This is a genomic window from Streptomyces sp. NBC_00102 (assembly GCF_026343115.1).
Classification (GTDB): domain Bacteria; phylum Actinomycetota; class Actinomycetes; order Streptomycetales; family Streptomycetaceae; genus Streptomyces.
Genome location: NZ_JAPEMC010000001.1, coordinates 2,049,242 through 2,066,600, shown reverse-complemented (window position 1 = coordinate 2,066,600; position 17,359 = coordinate 2,049,242). Strand labels below are relative to the sequence as shown.

Annotated in this window: 19 protein-coding genes; 11 read left to right on the top strand and 8 right to left on the bottom strand. The window is 71.2% G+C overall.

From position 1 onward, the window contains the following. Positions 1 to 138: 138 nt before the first annotated feature. Positions 139 to 1,053, bottom strand: coding sequence for a LysR family transcriptional regulator (locus OHA55_RS09115; protein WP_266704544.1), 915 nt, complete (start codon positions 1,051 to 1,053; stop codon positions 139 to 141). A gap of 100 nt (positions 1,054 to 1,153) precedes the next feature. On the opposite strand from OHA55_RS09115, the gene OHA55_RS09110 reads away from it, so the two are divergent. Further along, the gene (locus tag OHA55_RS09110; RefSeq protein WP_266704542.1) at positions 1,154 to 2,065 is read left to right on the top strand and encodes an EamA family transporter; all 912 of its coding nucleotides are present in this window, start codon (positions 1,154 to 1,156) and stop codon (positions 2,063 to 2,065) included. A gap of 23 nt (positions 2,066 to 2,088) precedes the next feature. Here the strand turns inward: OHA55_RS09110 and OHA55_RS09105 are convergent, their stop codons facing one another. Both OHA55_RS09105 and OHA55_RS09100 read right to left on the bottom strand, forming a co-directional pair. Beyond that, positions 2,089 to 2,877: a sugar phosphate isomerase/epimerase gene (locus OHA55_RS09105; RefSeq protein WP_266704541.1), complete on the bottom strand. Its 789-nt coding sequence runs from the start codon at positions 2,875 to 2,877 to the stop codon at positions 2,089 to 2,091. A gap of 146 nt (positions 2,878 to 3,023) precedes the next feature. Further along, positions 3,024 to 4,115 (bottom strand): LacI family DNA-binding transcriptional regulator, encoded by a 1,092-nt coding sequence (locus tag OHA55_RS09100; protein WP_266704540.1) that lies wholly within the window; start codon positions 4,113 to 4,115, stop codon positions 3,024 to 3,026. Between the two features lie 116 nt (positions 4,116 to 4,231). On the opposite strand from OHA55_RS09100, the gene OHA55_RS09095 reads away from it, so the two are divergent. Genes OHA55_RS09095 through OHA55_RS09085 form a run of 3 tightly spaced genes read left to right on the top strand, consistent with a single transcriptional unit; the run spans position 4,232 to position 7,361 of the window. After that, positions 4,232 to 5,383 carry a Gfo/Idh/MocA family protein gene (locus tag OHA55_RS09095; protein WP_266704539.1) on the top strand — a complete coding sequence of 384 codons (1,152 nt, stop codon included), beginning with the start codon at positions 4,232 to 4,234 and terminating at the stop codon, positions 5,381 to 5,383. Then, positions 5,380 to 6,522: a dihydrodipicolinate synthase family protein gene (locus tag OHA55_RS09090; RefSeq protein WP_266704537.1), complete on the top strand. Its 1,143-nt coding sequence runs from the start codon at positions 5,380 to 5,382 to the stop codon at positions 6,520 to 6,522. The genes OHA55_RS09095 and OHA55_RS09090 overlap by 4 nt, the downstream gene beginning before the upstream one ends. After that, positions 6,519 to 7,361: a sugar phosphate isomerase/epimerase gene (locus tag OHA55_RS09085; protein WP_266704535.1), complete on the top strand. Its 843-nt coding sequence runs from the start codon at positions 6,519 to 6,521 to the stop codon at positions 7,359 to 7,361. The genes OHA55_RS09090 and OHA55_RS09085 overlap by 4 nt, the downstream gene beginning before the upstream one ends. A 355-nt stretch (positions 7,362 to 7,716) precedes the next feature. Here the strand turns inward: OHA55_RS09085 and OHA55_RS09080 are convergent, their stop codons facing one another. Further along, complete coding sequence (locus OHA55_RS09080; RefSeq protein WP_266704533.1) at positions 7,717 to 7,854, bottom strand: hypothetical protein; 138 nt, start codon at positions 7,852 to 7,854, stop codon at positions 7,717 to 7,719. Between the two features lie 65 nt (positions 7,855 to 7,919). On the opposite strand from OHA55_RS09080, the gene OHA55_RS09075 reads away from it, so the two are divergent. From OHA55_RS09075 to OHA55_RS09055, 5 genes are all read left to right on the top strand, one after another. After that, positions 7,920 to 9,350 carry an AAA family ATPase gene (locus tag OHA55_RS09075; RefSeq protein WP_266704531.1) on the top strand — a complete coding sequence of 477 codons (1,431 nt, stop codon included), beginning with the start codon at positions 7,920 to 7,922 and terminating at the stop codon, positions 9,348 to 9,350. Then, the gene (locus OHA55_RS09070; RefSeq protein WP_266704529.1) at positions 9,347 to 10,105 is read left to right on the top strand and encodes an HNH endonuclease; all 759 of its coding nucleotides are present in this window, start codon (positions 9,347 to 9,349) and stop codon (positions 10,103 to 10,105) included. The genes OHA55_RS09075 and OHA55_RS09070 overlap by 4 nt, the downstream gene beginning before the upstream one ends. Positions 10,106 to 10,302: 197 nt before the next feature. After that, on the top strand, positions 10,303 to 11,460 hold the full coding sequence (locus OHA55_RS09065; protein ID WP_323180381.1) for a DUF4765 family protein: 1,158 nt from the start codon (positions 10,303 to 10,305) through the stop codon (positions 11,458 to 11,460). A gap of 163 nt (positions 11,461 to 11,623) precedes the next feature. Further along, a complete protein-coding gene (locus OHA55_RS09060) occupies positions 11,624 to 12,676 on the top strand; it encodes an ankyrin repeat domain-containing protein (RefSeq protein WP_266704527.1) in 1,053 nt (350 codons plus the stop codon). A 29-nt stretch (positions 12,677 to 12,705) separates the two neighbouring features. Further along, positions 12,706 to 13,149: a DUF4240 domain-containing protein gene (locus OHA55_RS09055; protein ID WP_266704525.1), complete on the top strand. Its 444-nt coding sequence runs from the start codon at positions 12,706 to 12,708 to the stop codon at positions 13,147 to 13,149. On the opposite strand, the gene OHA55_RS09050 is transcribed toward OHA55_RS09055, so the two are convergent. From OHA55_RS09050 to OHA55_RS09040, 3 genes are all read right to left on the bottom strand, one after another. Further along, positions 13,134 to 14,567: a multicopper oxidase family protein gene (locus OHA55_RS09050; protein ID WP_266704523.1), complete on the bottom strand. Its 1,434-nt coding sequence runs from the start codon at positions 14,565 to 14,567 to the stop codon at positions 13,134 to 13,136. The two genes, OHA55_RS09055 and OHA55_RS09050, sit on opposite strands and share 16 nt — an antisense overlap. Positions 14,568 to 14,966: 399 nt before the next feature. Next, positions 14,967 to 15,194, bottom strand: a complete 228-nt coding sequence (locus OHA55_RS09045; protein ID WP_266704521.1) for a DUF397 domain-containing protein — start codon at positions 15,192 to 15,194, stop codon at positions 14,967 to 14,969. After that, a complete protein-coding gene (locus tag OHA55_RS09040) occupies positions 15,166 to 16,005 on the bottom strand; it encodes a helix-turn-helix transcriptional regulator (RefSeq protein WP_266704519.1) in 840 nt (279 codons plus the stop codon). The genes OHA55_RS09045 and OHA55_RS09040 overlap by 29 nt, the downstream gene beginning before the upstream one ends. A gap of 146 nt (positions 16,006 to 16,151) precedes the next feature. On the opposite strand from OHA55_RS09040, the gene OHA55_RS09035 reads away from it, so the two are divergent. Both OHA55_RS09035 and OHA55_RS09030 read left to right on the top strand, forming a co-directional pair. Next, positions 16,152 to 16,391, top strand: coding sequence for a hypothetical protein (locus OHA55_RS09035; RefSeq protein ID WP_266704517.1), 240 nt, complete (start codon positions 16,152 to 16,154; stop codon positions 16,389 to 16,391). Then, positions 16,388 to 16,783, top strand: coding sequence for a hypothetical protein (locus OHA55_RS09030; protein WP_266704515.1), 396 nt, complete (start codon positions 16,388 to 16,390; stop codon positions 16,781 to 16,783). The genes OHA55_RS09035 and OHA55_RS09030 overlap by 4 nt, the downstream gene beginning before the upstream one ends. A 16-nt stretch (positions 16,784 to 16,799) precedes the next feature. Here the strand turns inward: OHA55_RS09030 and OHA55_RS09025 are convergent, their stop codons facing one another. Then, positions 16,800 to 17,138: a hypothetical protein gene (locus tag OHA55_RS09025; protein WP_266704513.1), complete on the bottom strand. Its 339-nt coding sequence runs from the start codon at positions 17,136 to 17,138 to the stop codon at positions 16,800 to 16,802. Positions 17,139 to 17,359: the final 221 nt, after the last annotated feature.

Here is a 17,359-nt window from a genome sequence, read left to right as displayed (position 1 = left end):
AAAGTAACTTCCGGTCAAGGGCCTGGCCCGGCCGCGCTGTCACCGCACCGGACGATTGGGGGCAAACGAACACAGGAGTCCGCCACGCGGTGACCGCTCGGCGTCGGGCCGGGCGCGGCGTCCCGGCCGGGCCGGAGCTCAGGCTCGGGTCAGCCCGATCGTCCGCCCGTGCGCCAGCAGCGCCGAGACCGCCGCGGTGATCGCCGGGCGGCGGGCCGCCCCCGTCCGCCAGAGCGCGTACAGCCTGCGCACCGGTACGGGATCGAGCCGCACCGCCACCACGCCCTCCGGCAGCGGCCCCCGCCCCAGGCGCGGGATCATCGCCACCCCCAGCCCGGCGGCGACCAGGGCGAGCTGGGTGTGGTTCTCCTCCGCCAGGTGCCGGATGTCGGGCTCGTACCCCGCCGTCCGCAGCGTCCGGACGAGCCAGTCGTGGCAGACCGTGCCGGGCGGCTGGCAGATCCACCGCTCCCGCGCGAGCTCCTCGCGGAGCACCGCTTCCCGCCCGGCCAGCACGTGTCCCTCCGGTACCAGCAGATCGCACCGGTCGTCGCCGATCACCGCCTGGTCCAGCCCTTCGGGCGCCGGCAGCGGCGCGATGTCCCAGTCGTGCGCGACCGCCAGGTCGATCACGCCCTTGGCCACCAGGTCCACCGAGAGGTGCGGGTCCACCTCCGTCAGCCGGACCTCCAGCGACGGGTGTTCGCGGTCCAGGCCGGCCAGTACGCCCGGCAGCAGACCGCGCGCCGCGGAGGCGAAGGCGCCGATCGACAACTGGCCCGTCGGCAGCCCCCTGCGCTCCTCCAGAGTCGTCTGCGTCCGCTCCATGATGGCCAGCAACTCCTGTGCGGCGAAAGCGAGATGACGTGCGTCCTCGGTGAGTGCGATACCCCGCCCGCGCCGCTCCAGCAGGGTCGTGCGGGTCTCCCGCTCCAGCTTGGTGATCTGCTGGGAGATCGCCGACGGGGTGTACCCGAGCGCCGAGGCGGCACCCGCGACCGAACCGTGCACCGAGACGGCGTGCAGCGCGCGCAGACGGGCGAGATCGAGCATCCTGACCTCCGGAAGAGGAATGACTGTTCAGCGATGCTCAAGTTCACCATGAAGAAAGCCGCGCTGGTGCTTAACAGTCCGGACAGGTGATGCTCGGGCCATGCGTCCCTCCCACATCGCCCTCGCCGTCCTCGTGACCGCCCTCTGGGGCGTGAACTTCGTCGTCATCGAGCTCGGTCTCGACCACTTCCCGCCCCTGCTCTTCTCCGCGCTGCGCTTCCTGATCGCCGCGCTGCCCGCCGTCTTCTTCGTCGGACCGCCCAAGGTCGCGTGGAAGTGGATCGTGGGCGTCGGCCTCGCGCTCGGGGTCGCCAAGTTCGGCCTGCTCTTCGTCGGCATGGACCAGGGCATGGGCGCCGGGCTCTCCTCGCTCGTCCTCCAGGTCCAGGCGGTCTTCACCGCCCTCTTCGCCGCGGTCGCCCTCGGGGAACGCCCGGGCAGGGTCCGCCTGGCCGGGATGGCGGTGGCGCTCGCCGGGATCGCCGTCGCCGCCGTCGACGAGGGCGCGAGCGGACCGGTGCTCGCGTTCGTGCTGGTCGTCGCCGCGGCCGCCTTCTGGGGCGTCTCCAACGTCTTCACCCGCAAGGCCGCCCCGCCGGACTCCCTCAACTTCATGGTGTGGGTCTCGACCGTGCCCGTCCTGCCCCTGCTCGGCCTCTCGCTGCTCTTCGAGGGGTGGGACCGGGACGCCGACGCGCTCGCCGCGATGGACTGGACCGGAGCGGGGACGGTCGTCTACGTCGCCTGGATCTCCACCGTCTTCGGCTTCGGCGCCTGGGGATACCTGCTCCGCCACCACCCGGCGTCCACGGTCGCGCCGTTCACCCTTCTCGTCCCGGTCTTCGGGATGTCCTCGGCGGCGCTCTTCCTGGGCGAGTCGGTGAGCCCGCTGCGCTGGTGCGCGGCGGCCCTGCTGGTCGGCGGGGTGGCCGTGACCTCCCTCGGAGGGCGGTGGCAGAAGCCGGTGGCGGCGGCCCCGGTGCCCGCCGCCGCGCAGGGGGCGCGGGCCTGAGAGCGACCCGCGCCCCGTGCGCCCTACTGCTTCGGCGCGCCCACCCGCAGCAGGAACTCGCGCCCTGCGGACAGCAGTCCGGGCAGCTCCGGGATCCCCGGGTACCAGCGCTTCTCGTACTCCCAGCACACCCAGGTGTCCGGCGCGAGCGTGTCCAGGCACTCCGTCAGCGGCAGCACGCCCTCGCCGAGCGCCAGCGGGGTGGTGTCCTCGGCCGAGGCGATGTCCTTGACCTGTACGTAGCCGAGGTACGGGGCCAGCACGAGGTGGCTGTCGACCGGATTCTCGCCGGACAGCCAGGTGTGCATCACGTCCCAGATCACGCCGACGTTCGGGTGCCCCACCGTCCCGGTGACCCGGGCCGCTTCGGCCCCGGCCCGGTGCGAGTCGTGGGTCTCCAGCAGGATGGTGACGCCCCGGTCGGCGGCGTCCGGGGCGGCGGCCCCGAGCCGTCGGGCCGCCGTCGCGTCGGCGGCCTCCGGGTCCTGGTCGCCGCCGCCGGGGAACACCCGGACGTACGGCGCCCCGAGGTCCTGGGCGAGCGCGACCAGTTCGGCGACCTGGGCCACGACCGCCTCGTCGTCACCCTCGGCCGCGACCCGGACGTACCCGGCCACGGTGAGGATCTCCACGCCGGCCTTCTCGAACTCGGCCACCACCCGGGCGCGTTCGTCGGGCGACAGCCCCGGGTTCACCGGCTCCTCGGGGTGGGCGCGCAGCTCCACCCCCTGATAGCCGTGCTCGACGGCCAGCCGGACGACCTCGTCGATGGGCGTCCCCGGCACTCCGAGGGTCGAGAAAGCGAGCTTCACGTGCGTGTTCCTTCCGTCGGTCCGTCACCCCGCGCCATCGGTTCCGCGCGGGCTCCCGGACGGTACGCGTACCCCTGCCCGCAGCCCGGAACCCGATGCCCGGGCCAGCGTACAGACAGCGCTTTCTATGCCGGTGGCGGGCGTGTTCAGAGGGTGCGGTCGTCGCGCGGCGGGGCGGTGGACCCGCGCACCATCAGCTCCGCGCCGATCAGCGCGATGCCGCCGGGCGGCGGGGTCTCCGTGCCCATGGCCAGCCGGCCCGCCCGCGCCCCCGCCTCGTGGAGCGGCAGCCGGACCGTCGTCAGGGCCGGGACGGCGTCCACCGAGAACGGCAGGTCGTCGAAGCCGGCCACCGAGACGTCCTCGGGGATGCGCAGCCCCTGTTCGCGTACGGCGGCGCTCGCGCCCAGGGCCACCGAGTCGTTGGCGCCGACGACGGCGGTCACCCCCGGTTCGCGGCGCAGGAGTTCGAGGGTGGCCTCGTAGCCGGAGCGGCGGTCGTACGGGCCGTACACGGTGAGCCGGTCCTCGTCGGGGGAGCCGGCTTCGCCCAGCAGCCCCGCCGCCCGCATCGCCGCGCGGTGGCCCTCCAGCCGGTGACGGGTGGTGGTGCGTTCCTGGGGGCCGGCGACGTAACCGATCCGGCGGTGGCCCAGTGAGATCAGGTGCTCGGTCAGGTGTCGGCCGCCGCCCCGGTTGTCGAAGGTGAGGGCGGCGGTGACCGCGTCGTTCTCGGGGAGCGGGGGTCTGCCGCAGAAGACGATCCGGGTGCCCGCGTCGGCGAGCCGCCCCAGCTTGGCGGCCATCGCCGCCTGGTGGGCCGGGTCCTCCAGTGCGCCGCCGGTGAGCACGACGGCCGCCGCGCGCTGGCGCTGGAGGAGGGTGAGGTAGGTGAGTTCGCGTTCGGGGGAGCCGCCGGTGTTGCAGACGACGGCGAGCTTCTCGCCGCCCGCACGGGAGGTGCCGTCTCCGGGAACGCCGATCTCCGACTGCGCGGCGCTCGCCATGATGCCGAAGAACGGGTCCGCGATGTCGTTGACGAGGATGCCGACGAGGTCGGAGGTGGCGGCGGCGAGCGAGCTGGCCGGGCCGTTGAGTACGTAGTCCAGGTCGTCCACGGCGCGCAGCACGCGTTCGCGGGTGGTGGCGGCGACCGGGTAATTGCCGTTGAGCACGCGGGAGACGGTGGCCGGGGACACCCGGGCGCGTGCCGCGACGTCCGCCAGGGTGACTGTCATCGTTTCTCGTTCTCCTCGGAGGTTGGTCGCGGCGCCCCTCTTGTCCGGGTCGCTGTCGGCAGGCTAGCTTCATACACGATAGAAAGCGCTTGCTACGGCCGATGGAGGGAACTTTCGTGACTCGCAGGACTGTGCGCATCGCCATGAACGGCGTGACGGGTCGTATGGGATACCGGCAGCACCTGGTGCGCTCGATCCTCGCGATCCGCGAGCAGGGCGGCCTCGACCTCGGCGACGGCGACGTGCTGTGGCCCGAACCCGTCCTCGTCGGCCGCCGCGCCCACGCGCTGGAGGAGCTGGCCGCCCGGCACGGCCTCACCGAGTGGTCGACCGACCTGGACGCCGTCCTCGCCGACGAGACCATCGACATCTACTTCGACGCCCAGGTCACCCAGGCGCGCGTCGAGGCGATCAAGAAGGCCGTCGCCGCCGGCAAGCACATCTACACCGAGAAGCCCACCGCCACCGACGTGGAAGGCGCCCTCGACCTCGCCCGCCTCGCCCGCGACGCCGGCATCAAGCACGGCGTGGTCCAGGACAAGATCTTCCTGCCGGGCCTGCTCAAGCTGAAGCGCCTCATCGACGGCGGCTTCTTCGGCGAGATCCTCTCCGTGCGCGGCGAGTTCGGTTACTGGGTCTTCGAGGGTGACTGGCAGGAGGCGCAGCGCCCCTCCTGGAACTACCGCTCCGAGGACGGCGGCGGCATCGTCGTGGACATGTTCCCGCACTGGGAGTACGTCCTCCACGAGCTCTTCGGCAAGGTCACCACCGTGCAGGCGCACGTCCAGACGCACATCCCGCAGCGCTGGGACGAGCAGGGCAAGCCCTACGCCGCGACCGCCGACGACGCCGCGTACGGCATCTTCCAGCTGGAGGGCGGCGCCGTCGCCCAGATCAACTCCTCCTGGACCGTGCGCGTCAACCGCGACGAGCTGGTCGAGTTCCAGGTCGACGGCACCCACGGCTCCGCCGTCGCGGGCCTGCGCAACTGCCGCGTCCAGCACCGTTCGGCCACCCCGAAGCCGGTCTGGAACCCCGACCTCCCCGTCACCGAGTCCTTCCGGGACCAGTGGCAGGAGGTCCCCGACAACGACACCTTCGACAACGGCTTCAAGGCGCAGTGGGAGCTCTTCCTGCGCCACGTCGTCCTCGACGAGGCGTACTCCTGGGACCTGATGGCCGGTGCCCGGGGCGTGCAGCTCGCCGAGCTGGGCCTGAAGTCGGCCGCCGAGGGCCGCCGCTTCGACGTGCCGGAGCTGACGCTGTGACGATCCACCTCCCGCACGGGGCGTACGAGCCCCGCACCACCCCCCTGGACCTGGCCCCCGGCGGCTCCCCGCTCGCCTCGCGCACGGTCTTCTCCGCCGCCCACGTCGTCGCCGACCCGTATGTCGACGTCAGCCCGGACGGGCCCGCCGCGATCGACTGGGACGCCACCCTCGCCTTCCGCCGCCACCTCTGGTCGCACGGGCTCGGGGTCGCCGAGGCGATGGACACCGCCCAGCGCGGCATGGGCCTGGACTGGGCCGGCGGCGCCGAACTGATCCGCCGCTCCGCCGCCGAGGCCAAGGCCGTCGGCGGCCGGATCGCCTGCGGGGTCGGCACCGACCAGCTCACCGGCCCGGCCACCCTCGCCGAGGTGCGCGCCGCCTACGAGGAGCAGCTCGCCCTCGTCGAGGAGAGCGGCGCCCAGGCCATCCTGATGGCCTCCCGCGCGCTCGCCGCCGTGGCCGAGGGCCCCGAGGAGTACGCGGAGACGTACGCCCACCTGCTGCGCCAGGCCACCGAACCGGTCGTCCTGCACTGGCTGGGCCCGATGTTCGACCCGGCTCTTGAGGGGTACTGGGGCTCGTCCGACCTGGACGCGGCCACCGACACCTTCCTCAAGATCATCGCCGAGCATCCGGACAAGGTCGACGGCATCAAGATCTCGCTGCTCGACGCGGCCCGCGAGATCGACGTGCGCCGCAGGCTGCCCAGCGGTGTCCGCTGCTACACCGGCGACGACTTCAACTACCCCGAGCTCATCGCGGGCGACGAACGCGGCTTCAGCCACGCGCTGCTCGGCATCTTCGACCCGCTCGGCCCGCTCGCCGCGCACGCCGTACGGGTCCTGGACACCGGTGACACCCAAGGCTTCCGGGACCTGCTGGACCCGACGGTCGAGCTCTCCCGCCACCTCTTCCAGGCGCCCACCCGCTTCTACAAGACGGGCGTGGTCTTCCTCGCCTGGCTGGCCGGGCACCAGGACCACTTCACGATGGTCGGCGGCCTCCAGTCGGCCCGTTCGCTGCCGCACCTGGCGAAGGCGTACGAACTCGCCGACCGGCTCGGCCTGTTCCCGGACCCTGAGCTGGCCGAGAGCCGGATGCGGGCACTGCTGACCGTCCAGGGAGGAACCCGATGACCCCCGCCGGCAAGGACCTGTCCCGGTTCTCCATCAACCAGGAGACCATCAGGCAGTGGTCCCTGGAAGAGCTCGCCGAGGGCTGTACGAAGGCGGGCGTCGGCCAGGTCGGCCTCTGGCGCGAACCGGTCCAGAAGTACGGCGTCGAGCGCGCCGGGCGGCTCTTCGCCGACGCGGGCCTCACCGTCACCAGCCTCTGCCGGGGCGGCTTCCTCACGGCGGTCGACCCCGCCGAGCGGGCCCGCGCCCTGGACGACAACCGCGCCGCGATCGACGAGGCGGCGGGCGTCTCCACCGACACCCTGGTCCTCGTCTCCGGCGGGCTGCCCGAGGGCAGCAAGGACCTGTTCGGCGCCCGCGAACGCATCGCCGACGCCCTCGCGGAGCTGGCCCCCTACGCGGCCGAGCGTGGCATCCGCCTCGCCATCGAGCCGCTGCACCCGATGTTCGCGTCCGACCGGTGCGTGGTCTCGACCCTGTCCCAGGCGCTGGACCTCGCCGAACGCTTCCCGGCCGAGCAGGTCGGCGTGGTGGTCGACGCGTACCACGTCTGGTGGGACGACCAGGTGGCCGCGCAGATCGCCCGCGCCGGTGCCGGAGGCCGTATCCACTCCTTCCAGTTGGCCGACTGGATCACCCCGCTCCCCGAGGGCGTCCTGCTGGGCCGGGGTCAGCTCGGTGACGGGAGTGTGGACTTCCGCGCCCTGCGCACCCTGGTGGAGGCGACGGGCTTCGACGGCCCGATCGAGGTGGAGATCTTCAACGAGGGTCTCTGGGCCCGCGACGGCGGCGAGGTCCTCGCCGAGGTGGCGGCCCGCTTCCTGGAGCACGCCTGCTGAGAGGCGCCCAAGGGGTCCGGAGGCGACGGGAAACCGCCTGATGGGAGCGCTTTCGGGAACCAAGGTAAAGGAATGGTCAAGGCGTACAACCCTTGGCACCCTTGCCCGGTCACACTCTGCGTCGGGACTTCCGGGGGAGGGGTCCGGGGGGAACGGGAAGGCCCGACGGGGGGAAAGCGAGAGGGGTCCGGCCGCGAGGCCGGGCCCGTTTCGCTTTTCCGGGGGGCGGGGCGGTTCTGCTTTTCCGGGGGCGGGGCGGGGCGGTTCCGCTTCCGGTTCCGGCGCGAGGCCGGCCGCGTTCGGCGATATTCGGATCCGCCGATGGCTACGCCGCCGCACTCCGTGCCTCGTAAACTCAGACATCGGCCCCACCGCGTCCGTGCGCGCCCGCCCGCACCCCTTCCGTCCGCACCGCGACCGCGACGAGGCCGCCCCGGTCCACCAGGGCCCGCCCCTCCGACTCCACCCGCGCCGGCCCCTCCTCGCCTGACACGGACTTCCCGACACGGACTTCCCGACACCCGGCCTCTCCCGCCCCGGAAGGAACCGTCAGCAGCCATGTACGTCTCCCGCGTCACCATCGAGAACATCAAGTCGTTCGACGGACCGCGCAAAGTCGACCTGACCCTGACCCGCCCGGACGGCTCCCACGCGGGCTGGACGGTCCTCGCCGGCCGCAACGGCGCCGGGAAGACCACCCTCCTGCGCGCCCTGGCGCTCGCGCTGAGCGGTCCGGTGGCCGCCCGCGGACTGGTCCAGGGCTTCGAGAACTGGGTCACCCGCGGCGCCGAATCGGGCAGCGCCTCGGCGGAGATCATCCGCGACAAGGACTTCGACAAGTTCACCGCCTCCGGCCGCACCCAGAACAAGTTCGGTACGGGCCTGCGCTGGACGCCCCCGGGCGAGTCGGCGGCCGGCCGCAAGAGCGCACAGCCCGCACTCGGCGAGATCCGGAGCAACTCCCGTACCCAGAGCGCCAGCGCCGCCCAGCGCGGGCCGTGGGCCGACAACCCGGTGGGCTGGTTCTGCGCCGCGTACGGGCCGTTCCGGCGGATGGCAGGCGGCTCCGGCGACGTACAGCGCCTGATGCTGGCCTCGGGTCCTGTCGCCCGGCAGGCGAGCCTCTTCCACGAGGACGCCTCGCTGGCGGAGGGCGTCGCCTGGCTGATCGAACAGCATCTGCGCGCCCTCGAAGGCCGGGAGGGCGCGCTCGCCCTCAAGGAGGCCGCCCTCTCCGTACTCGGCGACGGACTCCTGCCGGACGGCTACCGCATCAAGGACGTCGACTCCGAGGGACTCTGGGTCACCCGGGGCGGCCACCGCTTCCCGCTGCGGGAGATGAGCGACGGGTTCCGTACGGTGGCCGCGCTCGTCGTCGACCTGCTGAAGCAGATCCACGACGCCTTCGGGGACCACGCGCTGGGCCGGGGCGGCGAAGGCGAGGGCCCGAGCCCGCTCCAGGTCCCCGGGGTCGTGATCATCGACGAGATCGACGCCCACCTCCACGTCTCCTGGCAGCGCCGCATCGGCCCCTGGCTGACCACGCACTTCCCCAACATCCAGTTCATCGTCACCACCCACAGCCCCTACATCTGCCAGGCCGCCGACCCCGGGGGCCTGATCCGCCTGCCCGGCGTGGACGAGGGCGCCGCCCCCGAGGTCGTCCCCGAGGACCTGTACGAACGCGTCGTCTACGGCAGCGGCGACGACGCGGTCCTCTCCGACCTCTTCGGCCTGGACACCCCGTACTCGGAACGCGCCGAGTACGCCCGCGCGGAGTTCGTCGCCCTGGAGTCCAAGGTGTACGAGGGCGACACCTCGCCCGAGACCGTCGCCCGGTACAAGGAGCTCAAGAGCCTGCTCTCCAGCTCCCCGACCGCCCGCGCCCACGAGGTCTCCGCCCGGCTCCACCGGATCGCCGACCAGGTCCAGGACGCCCCCGACGCGTACACGGGTGGCGAGGCCGGAGAGGCCGGCGAGGCGAAGTGATCCGGCTGACCCGCCCCGAACTGCCCCTGGAAACCCAGGAACACTTAGCCACGTACACCCGGCAGATAGCGGACACCGCGGCCTCCGACCGCAGAGTGACCGCCATCGGCCTCTGGGGCCGCTTCGCCGTCCGCAGACGGATACGCCCCGGCGTCCTCGCCGCCCTCACCGACATGGCCCCCGGCCACCAGCGCTGCATGTACTGCGGCGACAGCCAGGGCACCGACATCGACCACTTCGAGCCGAAGAGCCAGGCGCCGCTGCGCACCTTCGATTGGACCAACTACCTGCTGGCCTGCTCCTACTGCAACAGCAACCAGAAGCGCAACCTCTTCCCGCGCGACGCGGCCACCGGCCGCGCACTCCTCCTGGACCCCACCCTCGACGACCCCCTCAACCACCTGCGCCTCGTGCTGCCGCTCTGTACGTACCGGGGGCTCAGCGCTCAGGGCGACGCCTGCATAGACGTGTTCGGCCTCAACCGGCGCGGGGTCCTCGTCGCCGGGCGCCGTACGGCCTACGCCACCGCCAAGCAGTCCGTCGAACTCTGGCGCATAGCCACCGACCGGGGCCAGCACACCAAGGCCGACGAGGTCGCCCGCGTCGCCTGGGACCGCCCGCTCGCCGACGTACTGGCCGCGATGTTCCACCAGTCCGCACACCCCGCCGCCGACCTGCTCTTCGACGGCGAGGAGGAGACCTTGGCGCTGCTGCGGGACCCGGAGCTACGGGCGAACTTCCTGGCGCGGGCGTGAGGGTGCGCGAGCCGCGCTTGCCACCCCGATCACCGTGACTGAGCACGCCAGGTGGCGAGTTGAGTGAATCCACGGGCAACGGCGGCTGCCCGTGAGGGCAAGGTCGTTGCGCTGGGAAGCAGCATTCGCGCGGGACGGTTTCACGCTACGGTCGGGCATGGTGGAGTTCGCGGCAAGCCAAGGAGAGGTCCTCACCGATGCGCCACGACGACAAGGCCCGCACGTCCCCCCAGTCTCCGGCGCGGACGCCACTGAAGCCGGTGCCGTCCCGGACCACAGCGGCGACCGGTCCGTCCGCGAATCTGATGGCTCTGCAGCGCAGTATCGGCAACGCCGCCGTGGTGCAGTTGCTGGCCGCTCAGCGAGCCGAGGAGGAGCACCAGCACGGCGAGGGCTGCGGACATCGGCCGGTACAGCGTTCCGCCGCCGAAGAGGTCCTGCGTTCGGCCGGCCGCCCGCTCGAATCCGCCAAGCGTATGGAGATGGAAGCCCGGCTGGGGGCCGACTTCTCCGACGTCAAGGTGCACACCGACGCCGTGGCCCAGCGTTCGACCACCGAACTCGGCGCCCGGGCCTGGACCTCCGGCAACCATGTCGTCATAGGCAAGGGCGGCGGTGACGATCACACACTGGCCCATGAACTCACCCACGTGATCCAGCAGCGCTCGGGCCCGGTCGACGGAACTGCCGGAGGTGACGGCCTCAAGGTCAGCGATCCGAGCGACCGCTTCGAGAAAGCAGCCGAGGCCAACGCCTCACGGGTCATGGAGCAGGCCGTCCCGGCTGTGCAGCGGGCGAAGTCGGAGGAGACGGGCAGGTCGTCCGGCGCGGAGACATCCGTGCAACGGGCCCGCTACACGACCTCGAAGACGGAGCGCGACCCGGACAGCGACAACTACGACTCCGACGACGACAACCTCGACTCGTTGATCCAGCAGGTGACTCCTCCCACGGACTACGCGACCGTGGCGAGCATGGTCGCGGAGGGATCCGAGCACGGGGTCTACCTCTGGCGCGGCACCGGCCTGGCCACCGCCAACAGCATGGCGAGCAAGGGAAGCGCGGGGGGCAGGACGGCCGACCCGAGTGTCGGCGCACCGAGCAGCGCGAGCAGCCGATCCCAGGTGGGACACGGCGGCCAGCTGCCGGAGTTCACCACGAACACGGGGGTGGCCGAGGGCTTCAGCTTCCGCAACGCACTGGTCGTCGTCTACATCGCCGCGAAGTACCTCTCCAAGGGCAGCTCCAGCGAGGAGGGCTGGATCGCGAACCCCAAGGCGCCACTCACCGTGGTGGACATCGTGGACCGCACACGCCAGCAGACGTCCGGCCGACGCGTCGCGAACGCGTCCTGAACCAGCCGACCGCCCCCGCCGGGGCGGGGGCGGGGGCGGTCAAGGGTGTTGACGGGCAGCCGCGCCACCGCGTCGAGCACGGCGTCGCCGTCCACGATCGGCGAGGCGCGTCCCCAACCGTGCCGCCCTCCTCCGGTCCCTCGGAACAGCAGGAGAGGATGCTGTGGAGGCTCCGCTGATCACCGCGATCCGGGCCGGGGACGTCGACGCGGTGCGCAACCTCCTCGCCGAGGAGGGGGACCCCGACGTCCGCGACGCCCACGGAACACCCGCCCTCCGCCTCGCGATCGACACCTGGTCCCCGGCGGTCGTCACCCTGCTCAAGAAGCACGGTGCCGACCTCCGGCAGTGCGCTCCGGACGGTGTGCGGCCGCTGCGGCGGGCCGTCGACTCCGGCTCACCCGCCCTGGTCCATGCCCTGCTGGAGCACGACACCTGGCCGCACTTCCCGACCCCCGAACTGCTGGAGATGCGGGACCTCGCCCTGCACTGGTACGAGTCCGGGGCCGAGAGCGAACTGCGGCGCCGCACCGGAGCCGAGGGCACCGTCGCCCGGACCCGGGTCGACGAGGACGAGTTCTCCTGGGTGGACGAGCTCGCTCTCGGCGGAGCGACCGTACGGGAAGGGCACGCCGGAATCCTCATCCACCTGGAGAAGGCCCTCCGGCCCCGCACCCGGCTCCGCGTCCCCTTCGAGGAGATGAGGGAGCGCGCGGCGGCCTTCCCCGACCAGGAGCACGCCGTGTGGGCGAGCGTCACGATCGCCCTCGCCGAACGCCGCGACCAGGAGACCTGGAGGGCCGCCGAGGCGCTGCGCACCCACCCCGACCCGCTCCTGCGGTTGTTCGGTGCCGAAGTCCTGCGGCTGACCCATCTCTTCGACCCCACCGACGAGGACCCGTTCGCCGCCCCCGCTTTGGAGATCTTCCTCGACTGGTCCACCCGGGAGCAGGACCACGCGGTGCTCCAGGAGGTACTGGCGGGCGTCGCCGAGCACGACGAGCCGCGCGTCGACGCGGCACTCCTGGCCCAGGCCCGTCACTCCTGCGCCGGGGTCCGGCGCGCGGTGGCCTCCGGGTTCGACCGGTCGCGGGCCTTTGCGGACGGTGTCCGCGCGGCCCTGCTGGAGCTGACGGCCGATCCGGACGCCGAGGTACGGGAGGCCGCCTGCCGGGCGATCGCCGGCGGCGGGGGCCGCTTCCAGCCGGGGGAGTGATGTCAGACCCCCGCGGCAGACTCGGCGGCATGGACGAAGACGCCTTCTGGCAACTGATCGAGGCCTGCTCGTCGGTGGAACCCGACCCGGACGCCGAGCTCCTCTCGGACCACCTCACCGAGCGGCTCGCCCGGTCCGCGTTGCCGCTCGTCGTCGGCTTCGCCGAACAACTGTCCTGGGCGCTCTACCGACTGGACCGTGAGGAGTACGGACGCGAGCTGAGCGGAGATGCCTTTCTCTACACCCGCGCGGCGGTTGTCGCCGCGGGCCGCACCGCATTCGACCGTGTGCTGGAAGTTCCTGCGGCCTTCACCCCGTACGCCGTCGACCTGATCTGGGCCGAAAGTCTCCTTTACACACCGGACCGGGCCTACCGGCGCCTCACGGGGGAGGAATGGGACCGCCGCACGCGCTATTCCTTCGAGTCCTACTCCAACACCGACGGGTGGGCGGGGTCTCAGCTCTCGACGTAGTCGACGGTCTGCATCATCCCCAGGTCCTCGTGCTGGAGATGGTGGCAGTGGGCCATGGAGCGGCCCGTGAAGTCCTGGTACTTGACGAGGAAGGTGATGGACTGGCCGGGCGTGCCGCCGGGGATGCCGATGGTGTCGTGCCAGACGGGCGGGTCCAGCCGTTCGCCGTTCCGGTGGGTGAGCAGGACCTGGTTGGTGTGGAGGTGGAACGGGTGGTTGAACGCATGGACGGTCTCGTCGGTGCGGACGGTCCACCGTTCGACGGTGTCCAGGCGCAGGGTGTGGTTGATGTACTCGGAGTCGAACAGCCCGTAGACCGGATCGCGGGAGAGGTTCCCGTCCGGGTCCGCCGCCGGGGTCGCGTTGGTGCCCAGCATGCGGAAGGCGTTGGGGAACGCCCCGGTGAAGACCCTGGCGTCCGAGTGGAAGAGGACCTCCCGGTCCGCGTCGGGGTTGATGATGTCGCTCACGTCGAGGGGCGGCCTGCCCGGCGGCAGGAAGGCGGGCAGCTCCATCGCGGGTTCGACGGACGGGCCCGACACCTCGATCGTCATCAGCGGCCCGGGTACGTTCTCCGCCCGGAGTTCGTACGTGCCGGGCTGCGCGCCCCGGATCAGGACGTCGGCGCGATTACCCATGTCCAGCTCCACCATCTCCCGCGCGACCGGCACGCCGAAGGTGACACCGTCCTGCGCGATCTGGTGCACCGTCATGGTGCCGTCGCTCCCGGCGACCGTGAGCCGCAGGCCGGTGAACGCGGTCGCGGCCACCAGCCGCCACCGCTGGACTTCCCCTGGGCGCAGGGTGAGGGTGGGGTTGACCGCTCCGTTGACGGTGAAGGTGGAGCGGATGCCCGTCACCCAGGTGCCGGAGGTGAACGCCGGGACCTTGCCGTCCTTGAACTTGAGCTCGTTGATGCAGACGACGACGTCGGCGGCCGCCGCGATCTCCGGGACCTCGTCCACGTCCCCTTCGACGACGATCACCCCGGCCATGCCGCCGACGATCTGCTCGGCGGTGGATCCGTGCACGTGCGGGTGGTACCAGTAGGTTCCGGCGGGGTGGTCGGCCGGGACCTCGACGGTCGTCGTGTACTGCGGTTCCGCGACATCCGCCGCGGCCTCGTCGGCGGTACGCGGGGCGAACTCCCGCATCACGTTGTCGGCCTCCCCGGACGGGGAGACGTGCATCCCGTGGGTGTGCAGGTTGAAACTGTTGGGGTTGTGCGGCGTGTTGTGGCCGCCCTCGTGGGGCGGGTTGGGCGGCAGGCCGTTGACCTGCGTCAGTCGCAGGGTGTCGCCCGCGCGCACGCGCAGGGTCGGCCCGGGGACCGCGCCGTTGTAGGTCCGGGTGGTGACGGAACCGTGGCCGGGGATCGTGATGTCCGTGAGACGGACGTCGAGGGTGTGGTCGAGCACGCGCGATCCCGAGGTCCACACGAGCCGGGAGGCCGCCACGGTCGGTTGCGGAAACGGCGAGGGCGGCGTCGTGCGCCGTCCGGTCGGTTCTCTGCCGGGCACCGCCGCGAAGCCGGCGAAGGGGATTGCCTTGAGTACCGAGCGCCGGCCGATTCCGCTTCCGTGTTCCATAGGGCGGCAATTTAGAGCAATTTGGGTGTATATGCCTGTATGGCGCACCGTGTGGCGCCCACGGGCGGGTGCGGCTGTGCGGCGTACTGCGTGACGCACGCAGAGGTGACGTCGGACCGCGTGATCACCGCTGCCGAGCGGGCCGCCCGCGTCTGTCCGGCGGGGGTCAGCCCGCCTGCGTGCGGGTAGCCACCTCGTTTCCCGGCGCGGTGCGGGGGAGCGGGCGAGTCAGGCGTCGAGGCTGCCGCTCTTCACCGCGCCGAGGAACGTCGACCAGCCCGTGGCGGAGAAGACGACCACCGGGCCGGTGGCGTTCTTGCTGTCGCGGACGGGGACGGAGGCGTAGCCGCTGGCCACTTCGAGGCAGTCGCTGGTCTCGCCTCCGCCGCTGTAGGCGGACTTGAGCCACCCTGTGAACGCTTCGTCATCAGCGATCTCGACCTGCGTGGTGCGCATGCTCGTACTCCCTTGCGATGTTCCTGACGAGGGCTACTGACTCCTGGCAGGACGCAGCGTTGCTCAGCGCAAGTACGTAGGCCCTCTGGCACGCCTCGACCTCGGTCGGTTGGTCCATCAGATGTCCGGTGAGGATTCCTTCTACGTAGGCGACCGGGCTCGCACCCGCGAAGTCCAGCAGATAGACCATGCTTTGCAGCAGGGCATGGGCACCTGAGGCGAAAGTCAGTACGTGCAGACGCAGGCGGCCGGCCTCGGCCATGTCTGCCACCTTGTGCAGCTGCTCTGCCATGACCCCCGGCCCGCCGGTGGTACGCCGGAGGGCCGCTTCGTCCAGCAGCGTCCACGCTACCGGGGACGAGGAATTGGTGAGCAACTGGCCGCGCTCCATGCGTTTGACAACGTACTCGTCAAGTTGCTCGGCGCTGTAGTTGGGGCGGTACGCCTGGTACACAGCAAGTGCGTAAGCCTCGGTCTGAAGCAAGCCAGGAATGAGAAGGGCGCCGTACTGGCGGATTTCGCTGGCCTCGCGCTCCAATTCAATTACCGCTTTGAAGTACTGCGCGAATCTGGGGTCCAGATCCTCCAGCCAACGGAAGAAGAAGCCGTCCGTCTTTAAGACAAGGTCGATCCGCTGTGCATCATCCGGGTTCGGTAGCCGCCGTCCCGCCTCCCAGTGGCTGACCAGAGTCGATGAGCAGAGCAGCTGAGCGCCCAACTCCTCCTGAGTCAGGCCGGCGGCCAACCGCCGTAGTCGCAGTTCCGCCCCGTATCTCTCCCTCAACGTCCGAGGCTTTTGCTCCACAGCCACGCGCCACCAGCTCCCCTGTTCCTGACGGACGGGCTGTCAAGCCCGAACCCCTGGCAGCGTAGTGAGCGACGGCCCCACTCTGTGATGGATTCACCACGTAACGCACTCGTTCGTGGATGTCGTCACCAGAAGGAGAACGCGCAGAGATGAAGGACCTCGTCCGCCGGGTCGCCGGTTCGCTGAAGCGGCCGGTGAGCCCCCCACCGGCTGCCGTTCGGTACCCCCGTCCGCACCCGTCCGGCCCCACCGTCCGCAGTATCGGCGGACGTCCGTTGCGCGGCGAGGACACCGCGCTCGTCCGCCCGTACCTCGTGGCCCACGAGCTGCGCGCCGACCGGATCGCGGCTGCCGCCCGTCCCGCCCACACGACGGGAGTCGCGGCATGACCGACGTACATCGTGCGGGCGGTACGTTCCGGCTGCTGCCCTGGACCGGACCGGGGGGCAAGCCGGCCTACGTCCTGGGGGACGGTACCGGTTTCGTCTCGCGGATGGCCGACGACATCGAGAGCGTCCAGCTCGACATGGCGGACGAACTGCTCCGCCACGCGACCGCGTTGCTGGCGGACCAGCGGGTCACCGGTGCGGAGTTCCGGTTCCTCGCCAACCGGCTGAGCGAGTCACTCAGGGACGTCAAACGCGTCGCGGAGAGCCGGGGCGCGAGGCTGGACGCCACGGGTGTCGAAGACGCGGAGGACACTCTGGACGGCGAGGTGATCGAGGCCGCCGAGGCCCATGCCCATGCCGACGCCGAGGACGCCACGCGCGATCCGGTGTGAACCACCGCCCCTCGCATCACCACTTGTCGCCGACGCGCACCTTGTCCCACTTGCTCTTCGAGATGCACAGCTCGTGCGCGTCGTTGTCCAGCTCGATCTGGTAGCACTCCTTCTTGTGGTGCTCGACGCGCTTGGTGGCCCCGGTCTTCACCTGGTGGCACGACTTCTTGGTCTTGCCGTTCTTCGTGGTCGTGGAGCACTCGCTCCGGGTGACCGCCTCATCGGTGTACGTGGTGCTGCCGCGCTTGTACTCCTTCTCCGTGATCGTCCCGTGCACCGGGTCCCCGCCACAGGCGGTCAGGAGCAGTACGGCGACGGGCGCGGCGGCCAGGGCGGCAATACGGCGTACGAGCATGGCGGGTCCTTACGGCAAGGAGTTGCGCCGGGCCGTGGGGGAGTCGGCGACAGCGTGGTTTCGTTCCGCAGCATAGTGACGCCCCATACGTACGTTCGGTTCTCGGTGAGGGAAGAGGCGGGAGAAGAGCCGCCGGGCGGCCCGAGCCGTAGCGCACCCGGGCATTGCGCCAGGGGCGTGGTCGGTGTGACGACGCAGGATAGGTGGCAAGGGCTCTCACG